Below are 15,112 nucleotides of genomic sequence, written 5' to 3'. Positions count from 1 at the left end.
GTCCCGCGTACTCCTCTTTTTCTCCGCCTTTATGTTATTCTATCCAGTCTAACTGTAGGTAAATATAGCAGTCTTTCCGCGGATTGTCAAGGTTTCCGCACTATTCTTTGCGGATTGTGTACTCGTCGCAGACGGTCCAGTTGTCTACGGTATAGGCGCGCAGATGCAGCTCCGTATCTGTCACATCAAAGCGGATGGCCGTAGGCTCCTGCGCCTGACTCTGGAATACCAGATTTTCGTTGGGTGTCGCTGCCTGATACAGGCTTCCGCTGGACGTTCCGCAGACCACAAACATGGTTCCTTCCGGGTTGACCGCCACCCCGCCTGTGGAATAATCATAATTGTCGTATCTCTCACAGCGCCGGTTTGTGAAAGCAGAACGGGAATAGATGGAATCGTGACCGGTAATCACCAGGTCAATATCATTATCCTCGCAGATATAACCCAGGGAATACCGAAGCTGAGAATCCATGCGTTCCTGATATTTCGCCACACTGCTGTAGGCCGGATAATGCTGGATGATAACACGCCACCGGGTATCCGGGTGCTCGGCGATAACCTTGGGAACATATTCCTCGTGAATGTCCACCGGCTGGTTGGTCGTACTGTTCAGCACGATAAATAATACATTTCCCCGGATGAAATAATAATCTCCATCCTTATCATATTCACTCATACCGTACTCCTCGGAGCGGTTCGGCACATTGAAATGTTCGTAAAAATACGGTCCGCCGCCGTAGCCCAATTCCTCGGAAATCTGTTTGTTGGCCACGTCATGATTGCCAGTCACCGGTACCAGCGGAATCCTGTAGAGTCCCAGATGATCCAGAAAACCGCTGTATTCCTCAGGATTGCCAAACTGGGCTACCTGATCGCCCGTATGCACCAGGAACTGCGCTTCCGGCACATATCTGGTAAGCCGGGTCACCACCTTGTCCCAGTCCTCGATGCTGACCTCTTCCTCCTGATACTGATCCTGACCAATCTGCGCGTCGGAAGTCACCAGGAAAGTAAACCCTTCCTTTGTATCGCCTTCCGGCACGGTGTACCGATATTCCGGAGACCAGCCGCCCGCGTCATTTCCCACTTTATATGCATAAGTCATGCCCGGCTGAAGTCCGGTCACAGTCGCTTTGTTTACATAATATCCAGGCATAGTCCGGGACGAACTGCAATTAGCCGTCACCATCTGAAAATCACCATTCTGCACCGTGTACCAGCTGACCTGCCCGGCACTGCTGCTGGGCGACATCCAGTTCAGACGGATCTCATCGTCGGTTCCTCCCACCTCCAGGCTCAGATATTTAATTGGTGTGCCAGATAACAATGGTTCACTCTCATAATCTGTCACAAAAGTACTTTTCTCCTGCTCCTGACGGGCAACCTCATCGGCTGCGGACGGATCTGCCGTCGTCTCCGCCTCTGTTGGCGTCTTCGTCACCTCTGTTACCGGTTCCTCCGGCGCATCGTCAGCTTCGCCAGGCGTCTCTATCTTAATTTCCGCATCTGCAGACTCGTCCGCTTTCTTCTGCTTCCATGTCCAGGCTGCCGCGATCACCAATACCAGCAAAATGCCCGCCGTAATCACTGTCCGGATTCCTCCGCTATTCTTTTTCATAAAATCTCTCCTCTTTCGCTGCTGCTTCCTGTCATTTCCCCCTCCACAGCGGATGGGATACTAAATCATACTCTAGCATTATATTCCAGTGAGTTCAAGAAGATACCGGGTTTTTTAAGAATCTTTTGAATTTCTTAAGAAAAAGGCAGGGCCCTATCGGGGCTCTGCCTTTCCCGCAAAATGCGGATAGCTGTTCTTATCGTCGTAATAGTACCAGGTTCTTCCGCAAATCTCCGCCGGATGCTGTGTATCTCCCTCCGGAATCGGCGCTTCCGCATTGCAGATCTCCTGATCGTGCATAAACAGTACGTGGTGTACCGGTTCGTCGAACTGGATAAACCACTCCTCCCAGGGATAGTCCTTCTCCCGAAGCTCCTTCGGCGGAACTGCGTGAATCACATACTCCCGGATTCCTTCTACCGTACAGGGAATCTTCTGCCAGGAATAGGACGCGTACAGCCGGTCCGTCTCCTCCTTCAGGCCACCGAAGATCTCCTCACAGTTGTATCCGAGGGCTTCCAGCTCCTTCTTGATACTCTCCTGCTCCAGTTTTTCCAAAAGCATACCTCATACCTCCTGCTGCATTTTCCATGCGTTTTTTTCTAAAACCACCGGTTCTATTATAGCAAAACAGACTGTGACGGTAAAGTCATAGTCTGTTTTTTTCCTTATTTCTTACCTTACCGCTTTTAAAAAGCCCTCGCACAGATAGGTTCCCATCTCCTCCGGACAGAAATCCCCGCTCTGTTTTTTTTCTCCCAGATACATCACCAGGGAGGTCAGACTGCCAAGCAGCATATACACCGCCGCCTGCTTCGGGAGCCCCTTCCGGATATAGCATTCCCGCATGCCGCAGTCACACAGATTTCCCAGAATCATCATAGGACCCATATCGCTACATTGTCTGCTTTCCGCAAGCATGCTCTGCAGCTTCTTCATAATATCGTCCTTAGCCGCTCCCGGATGGGCCGACAGGAACAGAAACCTGGCAAATGCCCGCTGCTCCTGCACACACTCTGCCACCCAATGAAAGCAATAGCAGATCTTTTCTTCAAAGCCCAGAATATTTTCCAGTCTTTCCCAGTTCTCCACACCCTGGGTCTGGGCGTCATAGATAATGGCTCCCGCAATGATTTCTTCTTTACAGCTGAAATAATCGTAGGCCGTTCCCTTACCGATACCTGCACGCTTCGTAATATCCGACACGGTCAGAGTATTGACGTCCGCATTTTCATTCAGAAGCTCCAGCACTGCATCGTAGAGGGCCTTTACCTTGGGCTTCAGCTCAGGCATTGACTTCGGTTTCTGCAGTTCCATGCTTTCTAAGCCTCCATTTCCGCGGTTTTTTCGGCCCCTTTTCTTTTTTATTTCCGTAAGCCATCAGATAGAATACCGGCATTAACAAAAGAATCAGAATCGTAGAGGCAGTCAGGCCGCCGATGATAATGATACCCATGCTCTGCATCATTTCCGTTCCGGTTCCCAGTCCCAGAGACATGGGAATCATGGAAATAACGGTAGTCAGCGTAGTAATCAGAATCGGCCGGAGTCTCGTCTTTCCGCTTTCAATCAGCGCATCCTCCAGTCCCAGTCCTTCCTCATTCATCAGGGCATGGACGCCGTCCACATACAGAATACCGTTATTTACTACGATACCCACCAGCATCATAATACCCATCATGGAAATCATGGTCAGCGACTGTCCGGACAGAAAGAGAAGTCCAAAGGAACCAATCAGACTGAAGGGAATGCTCAGCATGACCATCAGGGAATACTTCGGAGATTCAAACTGCATGGCCATAACCAGGAATACCAGGAATACTGCCGCTGCAATCGCCTTGCCGATGGCCGTAAAGGTTTCTGTCATCATCTCGTCCATGGTGTCCTTGGTCTGTTCCACAGAATCCGGGAGCTTTGTATCAGCCACCAGCTTATCCAGCGCCGCGTCCACTGCGTCCGTATCCTCTGAGACACAGGAGGCGGTAATGGTGGTAGTATATTTTCCGTCCTGTTTCATGACGGTCTGCTGGGAATCAGTATATTGCAGGGTCGCCATCTCTGACAGCGGCACGCCGCCGACGGAGGCGTCCAGAAGCGCGCTCGCCTTTGTGTAGGTGCCTTCCGGATACTCCAGCATGACACTGTATTCCTCGCCATTTGACGTAATGGTCATGGCCTCAGTTCCGCTGATCATACTGTAGAGCCCCCCTGCTGCCTGTACGGGCGTCATACCGTGGGCCATAGCGTCCAACGGATCAATTACCACCCGGATCTGGGTAGCGCCTTCACCGGCATCTGAGGACACATTCAACACGCCCGGAATATTCCAGGCCTTTTCCTGAAGGGCAGAAACCGCTTCCTTCAGATCGTCCAGATTGGTTGAAGCCAGGGTTACGCTTCCGCCGCTTGACGTGAGCATCATGGTAGACATCTGGCTGCTGACGGTGATATCCAGCTGTACGCCGGTCATATCCCTGGTCTCCTCCAGCCACTCATCTGCCACCTCCTGGCTGGACATCCTCCGATCTTCCTTCAGATTAACGGAGATTTTGCCGGAGCCCTTAGAGGATGTCAGGGTATAGCTGTCCACATCCTCATGGGCCGCCACCATAGCCTCAATCTCCTGCATTTTTTTATCTACTTCTTCTGCTTTGGTACCGCTACGGAAGGCAGCCGCTACGGAAATGGTTCCCTCGTCCATGGACGGCATCAGCTCCACCTTCATCAGCGCCACCAGACCGAAGGACATAACTAACAGCACCACCGCCACCAGAACGCTCAGCTTCTTCTTATGTAAGAGCTTCCGCTCCAGCCTGTCATATTTCCCCTTAACCTTATCCAGAAATCCGTTCAGCTTCAGTTCCTTTTTCTCCTGCGGCTTGAAGATACAGAAAAACAGGGGAACCAGAGTCAGCGCGGAAATCAGGGACGCCAGCATGGCGATGATAATCGTATAGCCCAGCTGTCCGAAGATCTGTCCGGTCAGTCCGGTCTGGATACACAGGGGCAGGTATACCACGACTGTGGTAATCGTAGAAGCCACGATAGAGCCCGCCACGCCTCTGGTACCGATTTCCGCAGCCTCCCGAAAGCCCGGCTTTTTATCCTTCGCCCGGAAACAGCTCTCCAGTACCACGCTAGAGCTGTCTACCATCATACCGATAGCAATCACCAGCGCGCCCAGCGTAATGATATTCAGCGAAAAGCCTGCCACGGCCATGACAATCACCGTCACCAGCAGGGAGATGGGCATGGCGCTTCCTACAATCAGGCTGGCCTTCCAGTCGCCGAAGAAAATAAACAGCACCAGCATAGACAGGATGACACCCATGAGCAGCGTGCTTCCTACTGATTTTACAGCCAGAAGAATCATATCTGACGCGTCGTAGGAGGCTGTCGCCACCAGTCCCGGATGCTCCTTTTGCAGCCGCTCCATGGTCTTTCTGACGTCCCGCACCACTCCCAAGGTACTTGCGCTCTGGTTCTTGGTAACGCTGACTGTCAGGGTTTCCTCGCCGTTATAACGGCTGATGCTGTCCGGCTCCTTCTGGGACCACTCCACGTCCGCCACATCCGACAGGTGAATCAGGCTGCCTGTGGCGGTAAACAACGGAATCTCCCGCAGATCCTCTACCGTGGTCACATCCGCCGTGCTGATCGCGCTGATGGACTGCGTACCCTGCTCCAGGGAGCCGATGGGAACTGTAAAATCTGTGGTCGCGATATACTGGGCGATGCTGCTCATAGTCAGTCCATACTGATTCATGGCCTCCTCGTCCAGCTTCACCTGGATATAATTCTCCCGTCCGCCGCTGACCTCTACGCTGGCCACCGAGCTTACCGCCTTCAGCTCCGGCACAATTTCATCATTGGCCAGGGAGAGAACGTCGCTGCCGTCGGTGGTGCTTAAGGAATACATCATACTGGGCATGGAATTGATATCCATCTTCATAACGATGGGGCTCTGGCAGTCATCCGGCAGAGAACGCTCCACCGAATCCAACGCCGCTCGCAGATCCAGATACGCGTCGTTGGTATCCACACTGTAATCATACTGCAGGAGAACCATGGAACTGTTCTCCTGGGAATAGGTGGTAACGGAATCCACACCGCTTAAGGCTCCCACCTTGCCTTCTATCTCAGAGCTTACCAGCTCCTCTACGGATTCCGGATCCGCTCCCGGATAAATGGTCATAACCATCATCACCGGCATATCCATATCCGGCATCAGCTCCAGTCTCAGGCCCAGAAGGGACGAGATACCGAATACTGCCAGCGCAAGGACAACCAGAAGGGTCGTGACCGGTCTTTTTAAGGAAAATTTTGTCAGACTCATTTATTCCGCATCCTCCGCCTCTGTTTTCACCACAACCTCTGCGCCGTCTCTAAGCTTGGAGGACCAGGTAGTTACGACCTGGCTTTCCCCGTTTAATCCGTCCGCCACAACCGCCTCGTTATCATTCATCAGGCCCACGGTAATCGGGGTTTTCACAAGCTTTCCGTCCTCTACACAATACACATAGGCGCTGCCTGCGGAGAAATAAATCGCGTCATAGGGGATTACCAGGCTGCTCTCTTCCCTCTGGGTGGTAGCATGCACCTTGACGGACACGCCGCTGGGCAGCTTATCTCCGGATCCGATGACAGAAGCCTTTACCTGGAAAAGACGGGTCTGCGGTCCTGCCATGGTTCCCACCTCCGTGATGGTTCCGGCAAAGGTTTCGCCATTTCGCTCTACCTCAATGGCGTCGCCCACCTGCAGCTCATTCTTGGCCTTCTCTGCCACATTGAAGGTAACAGTCATCGAATCCTTATTGGAAATGACATAGGCCGGGCTGCCCGCAGAAGCCATAGAATCCTTCTCCACGGAAATGGATTCGATCTGGCCGGAAATGGGCGCCTTGACGGTGTACATATCCAGCTGATACCGGGCAGACTCCAGACCCACATTGGCCTGGGCAAGCTGTGCGGAATAGGTGGCGTCGGTCTGGGGATAGACCTCATTTTTGGTGATTTCATATGTTTTCTCTGTCGTTTTCAGATTGTCTTTCAGAGTCTCTTTCTGGCTCTTGGTGCTCTCCAGGGCGCTTTCCAGCTGGGATTTACCGGACTGCACCTGGGAGAGGCCGGACTGGGCCTCAGAAAGAGCGCCCTGGGCCTGGGTCAGCTCCAGCTTTGCATTAGCCACAACCGTCTCCTGGGTCTGAATCTCTGCCTGCTTCGCGGAAATAGCCGTTGCATCCGGGGAAATCGGATTGCCGCTCTCATCATTTCCCGGATTTTGAAGCTTTTCCAACTCCGCTTTCAGGTTATCCAGCTTTACCTGTTCCTGTGCCAATGCCTGATTTTTCGCATCCGCATTTGCCTTGGCTCCGGTCACCGCCTGACTGAGCTGTGTTTCCTTATCACCCAACTCACTGATCTGACTCTCCATATCCTTGATGCCGTCCCGCACCTTATCCAGGTTATCCTCCAGAGTATCGATACCCTGCTCTGTCTGATAATTCTGAAGATGTCTGGAACCACCTGTCGCCACGTTGACGCCCGCCTGTGCCTGGCTGTAGGTCGCCTTGGCATTGTCCATCTGAAGCTGCGCTGCCTCGTCGTCGATCTTGAACAGCACGTCTCCTTCCTTTACCATATCGCCCACGGCGTAATTCACCTGGGTCACGGTTCCGGATACCAGCGGCACCACATAGATCTGCTGCTCCGGAGATACACTTCCTATATAATCCGTGTCCAGAGTTACCTCGCCGCTCCCTGGCGTCTGTACTTCCACATTTACCTTTTCTGTTTCGGTCTTCTTGCTGCTGCCGCAGCCTACCATAGATACACTCATAGTCAGCACAAGACCCAGCGCCAGTACGCTCTTATTTTTCATGGTTTTCCTCCTCTTAATCGAATTTCCGACCGACCAGTCGGTCGGAATCTGGATTCATTATATGTCAGGCCGGGTTGTCACGTCAAGAAAAACGAAGGTCCGATTTTCTTAAAAATTTGTAAAGTAAATCCCCGGGAAATAGAATCCTGCTACGCAGGATTCTCCGCCTACGGCGGGTCGCCTAAGCGACATACTACCTCTCCGCCGCAGTGCGATAATGTTTTTTATGTAATAGGGGATTCCATCGGAATTTCCTATTACATAAGAAAAGACACTGTAACATCCGCTACAGTGTCTCATATTTCTTATATATCCGCCGACCCTTACGCCTGGCTTGCTTCCAGAAATGCGTTCAGTCTTGCTACCAGTGTATCCGGGTCAATGCCGTGAACCATAGCAGCCTCGCCCAGAGACTCCATCTGGTGTGCCGGACATCCTACGCAGTGCATACCCTCGCGCATCAGGATCCCTGCCATGTTCTCGTCTGTCTTCAGTACATCAGCAATCAGCATATCCTTATTTACCTGTGCCATTTGAATTTCCTCCTTATAATACTCAGTATCGTTACCGCCATGCGACGGTATTATTCATGTATAGCGGTACTATTATAATCGAATTCCGAGTATTTTGCAAGGATTTTTTTGTGTAATTTTCGATACAATGCCAAGTTTATAGATTTTTCACTTGTATATTCTACACATTTATTATAAAATACACCTGTACGAGGCTATCGCCTTTTGGCGATACTAACAACATATATCACCTGTGAACGGAGTTTCCGTCCTGCAGGATAATAAAAGGAGGATTTACATCATGGCTTATGTAATTGGTGACGACTGTCAGGATTGTGGCGCATGTGCAGCTGTCTGTCCGGCTGAGGCTATCAGCGAGGGAGACGGAAAGTACGTAATCGATGCAGACGCATGTCTGGATTGCGGTACTTGCGAGGCAGAGTGCCCGCACGGTGCTATCAGCGCAGAGTAATCTGACAAAGAGCAGAAACGAAGGGGACAGACCTACACGGCCTGTCCCTTTTTCTGTCCGAAAAAATTCCATTTTCGCTTTTCTTCTTTTGCAACAGCCGCCTTTTCCTTGCGGCTTTTCTGGGAATTACGGATGGTTTCATCCAGACGGCGGAAGCGCTCGTCCTCACGCTCCTCCTTCATGCGGAGCAGATAATCCATCTCCTTAATCACCTGGCCGCTGACCTGGGTGCTGATTTCACAGCCCATCTTTTCGGTGTGATCCTCCAGCGCTTCCGCAATCAGACGGCTCATAATGCACTGAAACTGCTGCATCCTCTCTTCTCTGGCCGTATCGCCGTCTGCGGATACCGGAATCCCGCTGGCCCGGGCCAGCAGACCCTCCAGCTTCACGTCCCCTTTTTCCAGCTCCGGAAGCAGCTGCTTAATCGCCTTCAGCTGCACCCCGCCATCCTTCAGTCCTTTAATATGCCGGAATAACCGGATATCTTCCTCTGTATAGTAACGGTGGCCCATCTCATTGCGCCCGATGGGAAGCCCCAGTTCCTCTTCCCAATATCGCAGCACATGCGCTTCCACGTCCACCAGCCTGGAAGCGTCGGAAATCATATAGCGTGTCTCGCTCATGGCTCTTCCTCCCCTGTCACTTTGCCGGTTTTCGTTCTATGGAAATGTAATATTTTTCCATATTCAACAGTATAACAGGTTCAGAAGAAATTTCAACCATATTTTGGAAATTTTTTTAGCCCTTTACGACAGAATCTGATGCTTCTCCATAGGCCTTCGCCGCAGCATCCGCGTCCTCACGCAGCTCCTCCTTTAACGCCTCCTCCTGCATTTTCTGAATCTCTGGGAACATGGAGAGCATAGGCTCCACATCCTTGCCGTGCAGATTTCGCGCCACATAATTCTTCGTACAGCGCATAACCACCGGCGACAGGGTGATAACGCCTATCAGGTTCGGAAGCATCATCAGGCCGTTAAAGGTATCGGAAATATCCCACGCCAGCTGTGCCTTCATCACAGAGCCCGCCAGAACAACAACTGCAAAGACCATCCGGTAAATCTTCGTCGCGCCGGTACCGAACAGATACTCGCAGGCGGTCGCGCCGTAATGGCTCCAGCCAAGCACTGTGGAGTAGGCAAACAGCAGAATCGCAACGGCCACAAAAGCGGAACCCAGAAAACCGAAATGATTGCCGAAGGCGTAGCTCACCAGAGCGCTGGACTCGATGGCCGCGGCCTCGCCGGTCAGCTGGCCTGTGGTCAGATCCAGCGCACCGGAGCTAAGAATCGTCAGCGCCGTCAGCGTACATACAATAATTGTATCCGCGAACACCTCAAAGATGCCCCACATACCCTGGCGCACCGGTTCCTTTACATTGGAGCTGGAATGTACCATAACCGAAGAACCAAGACCTGCCTCGTTGGAAAATACGCCTCGCTTCATACCCATTTTCATGGCCAGGGCGATACCGGAACCGACGATGCCGCCGCCCACGGATTTCATAGCAAACGCGCCCTTAAAGATTGATACAAACACCGCCGGAATCGTGGAAATGTTCATACCGATAATCACCAGCGTACCCAGCAGATACAGCAGCACCATGAAGGGAACCACTTTCTCGGTAATTGCCGCGATTCGCTTCAGGCCACCGATTACTACTAGGGATACTGCCACGAAAAGGAAGATGCCGGTGGCCAGCTTTGGGATACCGAAGGCTGTATACACATTGCTGACCATGGAGTTGACCTGGCTCATGTTGCCGATACCGAAAGAAGCCAGCAGGCAAAAGCAGGAGAACAGAACCGCCAGTCCTGCGCCCAGTTTCTTACAGCCCTTCCTTTCTCCCAGGCCGTCCTTCAGATAATACATGGCGCCGCCGGCCCATTCATCCTTGCTGTTTTTCCGCCGGTACAGGATACCCAGGACATTCTCGGAGTAGTTGGTCATCATGCCAAAGAACGCGATGAGCCACATCCAAAATACTGCGCCCGGTCCGCCGACCGCGATGGCTCCCGCCACACCGACGATATTGCCGGTACCGACCGTAGCCGCCAGTGCTGTACACAGGGACTGGAACTGGGAGATGCTGCGATCCTCCGTGTGCCTTGTGATATTCCGGTCGCTGAAAATGGATCCGATCGTATTCTTCAGCCAGTGCCCCAGATGGGACAGCTGGAAAAATCCAGTCATACTGGTCATCAGCACTCCCGTAAAGCCCAGCAGAATCAGTGCGGGCCAGCCCCATACCACATTATTGACTGCACTATTTACATTGGTAATCATTTCAATCATAGACTCTTCCTCCTCACGCGCGCTAATTTTCCGAAGTTCCACATACAGGAAAGACTCCTGCTCGGAAGGCCTTTTTATATAACAGGAATTTTTCGTTACATAAAAAACGGAGACAGCCTGTATCCGGCTGTCTCCGTTGACATTCCACTGTTTTACTTCCTACGCGATTTTCTATATCTTATCATAGAGGACGCAGGGGGTTCAAGTTACTTTTTCTGTATCTTCTGTGAATTCATCGTCCAATTTGAAAATATTTTTGTTATAAATTATATTTCAAAAATATTTTTGTTTTTCTGTAAATATGCGTTCGCTCTGTACGGAATCGCAGTCTATTTTTCCTATATTTTAAGCCGGTACAGAATCTCCGGACTTACGCTCCTACATGGGCGGGCCCGGCTTGAAGTTCTTAAACGTAGTGTACTCGGGCATCCACAGCAGGTTAATGGTGCCGATGGGACCGTTTCTCTGCTTGGCCACGATGACCTCAGCCAGGTTCTTCATTTCCGTGTCCTTATTATAGTAGGAATCACGGTACAGGAACATAACCATATCGGCGTCCTGCTCGATGGCTCCCGACTCACGCAGGTCGGAAAGCATGGGCCGATGATCGGGACGCTGTTCCACGGCTCGGCTAAGCTGAGACAGAGCCACCACCGGCACGTTCAGCTCACGGGCCAGGCTCTTTAGTCCTCGGGAAATATCCGAAATCTCCTGCTGTCTGGAATCAGAGGAGCGTCCTCCGCCGGACATGAGCTGCAGGTAGTCGATCATGATAATTCCCAGCTTATTCTCCAGCTTGTACTTGCGGCACTTGCTACGAAGCTCTGCCAGGGTGATACCAGGCGTGTCGTCGATAATCAGATTGGAACGGGCTACGCCCTCGGCGCCTTCTACCAGGCGTTCCCAGTCTGTATCGGACAGATTACCGTTTCGGAGCTTCTGGGCGTCTACACCGGACTCCATGGAAAGAAGTCGGTTTACCAGCTGCTCCTTGGACATCTCCAGGCTGAAGATAGCGACAGTCTCGCCGCTTCGGAAGGCCATATACTGGGCGATATTCAGAACAAACGCCGTCTTTCCCATAGACGGACGGGCCGCGATCAGAATCAGGTCCGAGGGTTGGAAACCGGATGTCTGGTAGTCCAGATCCTTAAATCCGGTGGCGATACCGGTCACATTTCCCTTGGTGCGGGACGCGATCTCGATCTTCTCAATGGCATTCAGCACTACCTGCTTAATGGGCACGAAATCGCCCGCGTTCCGTCGCTGTACCAGGTCAAAGACCTTTTTCTCGGTCTGATCGAGCACATTTTCCAGAGGCTCGGTACCGGCGTAGCACAGGTTGTTGATCTCATCGTTCAGACGGATCAGTTTGCGCAGGGTGGATTTCTCTGCCACGATATTGGCGTAATATTTTACATTAGCCGAAGTGGGAACCCGCTCCAGAATTTCCCGGACGAATTCCATGCTGCTGACCTCCTCCGGCACATCCCGGGCCCGCAGCTCGTTCTGCAGGGTCACCAGATCCACCGGCTCGTCCCGGCTGAACAGATCCACCATAGCGTCAAAGACTACGCCATACTGCCGCTGGTAGAAATCCTCGCCGGCCAGTATCTCTGACGCCACCAGCACGGCCTCCCGATCCATAAGCATGGAACCGATGACCGACTGCTCCGCCTCGATACTGTGGGGCATCACTCGTTTGATGATTGCTTCTTCCATCTTATGCTTCTCTTACATTCACTTTCAGTTCAGAGATTACCTTCGGGTGCAGCTTAATCGGAACCATGGTAGTCCCCAGCACCTTGATCGGGCTCGGAAGAACCATTTTCTTCTTATCCAGTTCGATGCCAAGCTGCGCCTTTGCCGCTTCCGCGATCTCCTTGGAGGATACGGAACCGAAGATCTTGCCGCCCTCTCCAGTCTTGATGGTTACATTGACCTCCATCTCCTTCAGACGCTCACCGAAAGCCTTAGCCTCCTCGTAAATCTCTTTCGCCACCTTCTCGTCATTGGCTTTCTTAAGCTTCAGGTCATTTAAATTCTTCGGAGTCGCCTCCAGTCCCAGCTTCTTTGCCAGGATAAAGTTTCTTGCGTAGCCGTCGTTTACATCTACTAACTGTCCCTTCTTACCCAGGGACTTTACATCTTCAATCAAAATTACTTTCATTTTAAAATTCTCCTTCCTCATGCAGCTTGTCAATGGTGTGCTTCACAATCTCCAGCGCTTCCTCCACGCCACAGTCCAGCTGGGCACCTGCCATATTCAAGTGGCCGCCGCCGCCCATCCGCTCTGCCAGAAGCTGCACATTCACCTCGTCGATAGAACGGGCGCTCACATAAGTCTTATGCTGATAGTCCGTCAGTACAACGGACGCTTTGACGCCATTGATGTCCAGCAGCTCATTGGCTGCCTGGGCGCCCACGATGGTGGGACTTTCCAGATTCTCATTGGGACAGATGGCGATAGCAAAGCCGTGGTACAGCTCCGCATGGCGCACCGCCTCGGCTCTGGCCTTGTATTCGGTCATGTCGTTCCGGAACATCTTGCGGACACGGGTCACATCCGCTCCGCACCGACGCAGAAACGCCGCAGCCTCGAAGGTCCGCACGCCTGTCTTGCTGGTGAAATTATTTGTGTCGATGATGATACCGCCGTAGAGACAGTCCGCCTCCACCGCCTTGATTTTCAATCCTTCGTCAAAATACTGCAGGATCTCCGCTACCATTTCACAAGCGGAAGACGCGTAGGGCTCGATATAGGAAAGCACCGCATTTTCAATCTGCTCGTTGGTCTGACGATGATGATCCAGCACTACGATGGTGGGCGTCCGGGTCAGAAGCTCCGGACACTCGGTATAGCTGGGCCGGTTCGTATCGACTACTACGAGAACCGTATTCCGGTCAATCATTTCGATGGCCTGCTCGCTGCTTAAGAACATATCCGGCTCGTAGACCGGGTTATCCTCGAAGCAGGATTTCATGGGACGGACGGAGGTGGTCACCTCATTCAGCACTACATAAGCCCGTTTTCCCAGCACCTTGGCCGCCCGGTAGATACCGATGGCCGCGCCGAAGGAATCTGCGTCGGTCTGGCGGTGTCCCATAACCATGACCTTATCGCGGCTCTCAATGAACTCACGCAGCGCGTGGGCTTTCACACGGGCCTTCACACGGGTGGTCTTCTCCACCTGCTGGGTCTTGCCGCCGAAATAGGAGATCTTCTCGCCCTCCCGGATAACAACCTGATCGCCGCCGCGGGCCAGCGCCAAATCAATAGCAATCCGTGCAAACTCGTAATTCTCCGCAAAGGTCTTGCCGGCACAGCCGAAGCCCATACTTAAGGTGACAGCCATTTCATTTCCGATATTGACCGTCTTCACATCCTGAAGAAGCTCAAACTTATTTTCCCGCATGACAGGCAGATCCTTCTCCTGAATGGCTACAAAGTACTTATCCTTCTCAATATTCTTTACGATACCGCCGAAGGATGAGATATACTTGTTGATCTTTCGATCTACCAGCGCCACCAGAAGAGACCGGCGGACTTCCTCTACAGTGTCCAGCGCCTCATCGTAATTGTCCAGGTAAATCAATCCGGCCACCAGCCGCTGCTCCTTGATCATACGGATGTACTTGTTCATCTCGGTCTCATCAAAGAGATACACCGCGATCAGGTAGCTGTCATCCTCCTCCACATCCACGAAGGTATTGTCCTCCATGATGTGATCGAGATACACTCTGCGCACGTCCGCACGGTAATCCCGTTCCTCCGCAGAAAACCGCACGGTCCGGGTATCCTCGAAATCATCCTCCGGAAGCAAATCTGCGGTAAACTCCGGAAAGAAGTAGGTGATGGATTTCCGCAGATTCTTTTTTCCCTTCTCACTGGCCGCGAAAAACGCGCTGTTGGCCCACAGCACTTTTCCGTCCTCATCCAACAATGCGTAGGGAATCGCCAGCTCCTTCAAGAGCTTTCTCTGTATCTGCCCGTACTGGGTCGCGAAGGACACCAGCTCCCCGTAGATCTGCGCCCGGTTCTGCACATACAGCACCGTCACAATCACGATATACACCAGCACAAATACGCTCATGGCCACACCGGCTTTCACCGATATGGGATACATACAGAGATTCATCACCAGAAGCAGAATGCTCATCAGAATCGGCCACTGCACGTACCGTTTCAGGCGGCCTTTTAAATGAACCTTTCTTTTCATCTCATTTTCCTCTATACTTTTTTATTTTGTCTGCTTTCTAATGTTCCTATTATAGCACATCCGGGCGGTACTTTACAAGGATAGAGCGCAAATCAGAAACGGGGGGGGGCG

The 15,112-nt window shown here is 52.1% G+C and carries 12 protein-coding genes and 1 other annotated feature (1 of these 13 cut by a window edge); of the genes, 1 reads left to right on the top strand and 11 read right to left on the bottom strand.

All coding sequences use genetic code 11. The features are described 5' to 3' along the window. Positions 1 to 33 (bottom strand) — a binding site (T-box leader); it reaches 198 nt to the left of the window's first position. A gap of 67 nt (positions 34 to 100) precedes the next feature. The 6 genes from WMO29_RS10880 to WMO29_RS10855 all read right to left on the bottom strand — a co-directional run bounded on the left by WMO29_RS10880 (position 101) and on the right by WMO29_RS10855 (position 8,032). Continuing rightward, complete coding sequence (locus WMO29_RS10880; protein ID WP_349164787.1) at positions 101 to 1,618, bottom strand: purple acid phosphatase family protein; 1,518 nt, start codon at positions 1,616 to 1,618, stop codon at positions 101 to 103. A 153-nt stretch (positions 1,619 to 1,771) separates the two neighbouring features. Then, positions 1,772 to 2,182 (bottom strand): hypothetical protein, encoded by a 411-nt coding sequence (locus WMO29_RS10875; RefSeq protein ID WP_349164786.1) that lies wholly within the window; start codon positions 2,180 to 2,182, stop codon positions 1,772 to 1,774. Positions 2,183 to 2,293: 111 nt separating this feature from the next. Continuing rightward, positions 2,294 to 2,935: a TetR/AcrR family transcriptional regulator gene (locus WMO29_RS10870; protein ID WP_349164785.1), complete on the bottom strand. Its 642-nt coding sequence runs from the start codon at positions 2,933 to 2,935 to the stop codon at positions 2,294 to 2,296. Then, complete coding sequence (locus WMO29_RS10865; protein WP_349164784.1) at positions 2,904 to 5,954, bottom strand: efflux RND transporter permease subunit; 3,051 nt, start codon at positions 5,952 to 5,954, stop codon at positions 2,904 to 2,906. The genes WMO29_RS10870 and WMO29_RS10865 overlap by 32 nt, the downstream gene beginning before the upstream one ends. After that, a complete protein-coding gene (locus WMO29_RS10860) occupies positions 5,955 to 7,499 on the bottom strand; it encodes an efflux RND transporter periplasmic adaptor subunit (protein ID WP_349164783.1) in 1,545 nt (514 codons plus the stop codon). A gap of 323 nt (positions 7,500 to 7,822) precedes the next feature. After that, positions 7,823 to 8,032, bottom strand: a complete 210-nt coding sequence (locus WMO29_RS10855; protein WP_178038371.1) for a DUF1858 domain-containing protein — start codon at positions 8,030 to 8,032, stop codon at positions 7,823 to 7,825. Between the two features lie 280 nt (positions 8,033 to 8,312). Between WMO29_RS10855 and fdxA the strand changes: the two genes are divergently transcribed. Next, positions 8,313 to 8,483 carry a 4Fe-4S ferredoxin gene (gene fdxA / locus WMO29_RS10850; RefSeq protein WP_158365078.1) on the top strand — a complete coding sequence of 57 codons (171 nt, stop codon included), beginning with the start codon at positions 8,313 to 8,315 and terminating at the stop codon, positions 8,481 to 8,483. A 32-nt stretch (positions 8,484 to 8,515) separates the two neighbouring features. Here the strand turns inward: fdxA and WMO29_RS10845 are convergent, their stop codons facing one another. From WMO29_RS10845 to WMO29_RS10825, 5 genes are all read right to left on the bottom strand, one after another. Further along, positions 8,516 to 9,109, bottom strand: a complete 594-nt coding sequence (locus tag WMO29_RS10845; RefSeq protein ID WP_349164782.1) for a MerR family transcriptional regulator — start codon at positions 9,107 to 9,109, stop codon at positions 8,516 to 8,518. Positions 9,110 to 9,224: 115 nt separating this feature from the next. Further along, a complete protein-coding gene (locus tag WMO29_RS10840) occupies positions 9,225 to 10,781 on the bottom strand; it encodes an alanine/glycine:cation symporter family protein (protein ID WP_349164781.1) in 1,557 nt (518 codons plus the stop codon). Between the two features lie 378 nt (positions 10,782 to 11,159). After that, a complete protein-coding gene (dnaB, locus tag WMO29_RS10835) occupies positions 11,160 to 12,503 on the bottom strand; it encodes a replicative DNA helicase (protein ID WP_178038374.1) in 1,344 nt (447 codons plus the stop codon). A gap of 1 nt (position 12,504) precedes the next feature. Continuing rightward, positions 12,505 to 12,951, bottom strand: a complete 447-nt coding sequence (rplI, locus tag WMO29_RS10830) for a 50S ribosomal protein L9 (protein WP_349164780.1) — start codon at positions 12,949 to 12,951, stop codon at positions 12,505 to 12,507. A 1-nt stretch (position 12,952) separates the two neighbouring features. Continuing rightward, entirely contained in the window at positions 12,953 to 15,001 is a 2,049-nt protein-coding gene (locus tag WMO29_RS10825; protein ID WP_349164779.1) for a DHH family phosphoesterase, read from the bottom strand. Between the last annotated feature and the right edge of the window lie 111 nt (positions 15,002 to 15,112).

The organism is Laedolimicola intestinihominis, from assembly GCF_040096155.1.
Taxonomy (GTDB): domain Bacteria; phylum Bacillota; class Clostridia; order Lachnospirales; family Lachnospiraceae; genus Laedolimicola; species Laedolimicola intestinihominis.
Note: the sequence above shows the minus strand (reverse complement) of the source record. Positions and strands in the feature narration are given on the sequence as shown.

Bases quoted from the DNA above. Each gene is read 5' to 3' on its own strand.
- fdxA (WP_158365078.1), top strand. From the start codon at position 8,313: ATGGCTTATGTAATTGGTGACGACTGTCAGGATTGTGGCGCATGTGCA.
- WMO29_RS10870 (WP_349164785.1), bottom strand. From the start codon at position 2,935: ATGGAACTGCAGAAACCGAAGTCAATGCCTGAGCTGAAGCCCAAGGTA.
- WMO29_RS10865 (WP_349164784.1), bottom strand. From the start codon at position 5,954: ATGAGTCTGACAAAATTTTCCTTAAAAAGACCGGTCACGACCCTTCTG.
- WMO29_RS10825 (WP_349164779.1), bottom strand. From the start codon at position 15,001: ATGAAAAGAAAGGTTCATTTAAAAGGCCGCCTGAAACGGTACGTGCAG.
- WMO29_RS10860 (WP_349164783.1), bottom strand. From the start codon at position 7,499: ATGAAAAATAAGAGCGTACTGGCGCTGGGTCTTGTGCTGACTATGAGT.
- WMO29_RS10880 (WP_349164787.1), bottom strand. From the start codon at position 1,618: ATGAAAAAGAATAGCGGAGGAATCCGGACAGTGATTACGGCGGGCATT.
- WMO29_RS10875 (WP_349164786.1), bottom strand. From the start codon at position 2,182: ATGCTTTTGGAAAAACTGGAGCAGGAGAGTATCAAGAAGGAGCTGGAA.
- WMO29_RS10845 (WP_349164782.1), bottom strand. From the start codon at position 9,109: ATGAGCGAGACACGCTATATGATTTCCGACGCTTCCAGGCTGGTGGAC.
- dnaB (WP_178038374.1), bottom strand. From the start codon at position 12,503: ATGGAAGAAGCAATCATCAAACGAGTGATGCCCCACAGTATCGAGGCG.
- rplI (WP_349164780.1), bottom strand. From the start codon at position 12,951: ATGAAAGTAATTTTGATTGAAGATGTAAAGTCCCTGGGTAAGAAGGGA.
- WMO29_RS10855 (WP_178038371.1), bottom strand. From the start codon at position 8,032: ATGGCACAGGTAAATAAGGATATGCTGATTGCTGATGTACTGAAGACA.
- WMO29_RS10840 (WP_349164781.1), bottom strand. From the start codon at position 10,781: ATGATTGAAATGATTACCAATGTAAATAGTGCAGTCAATAATGTGGTA.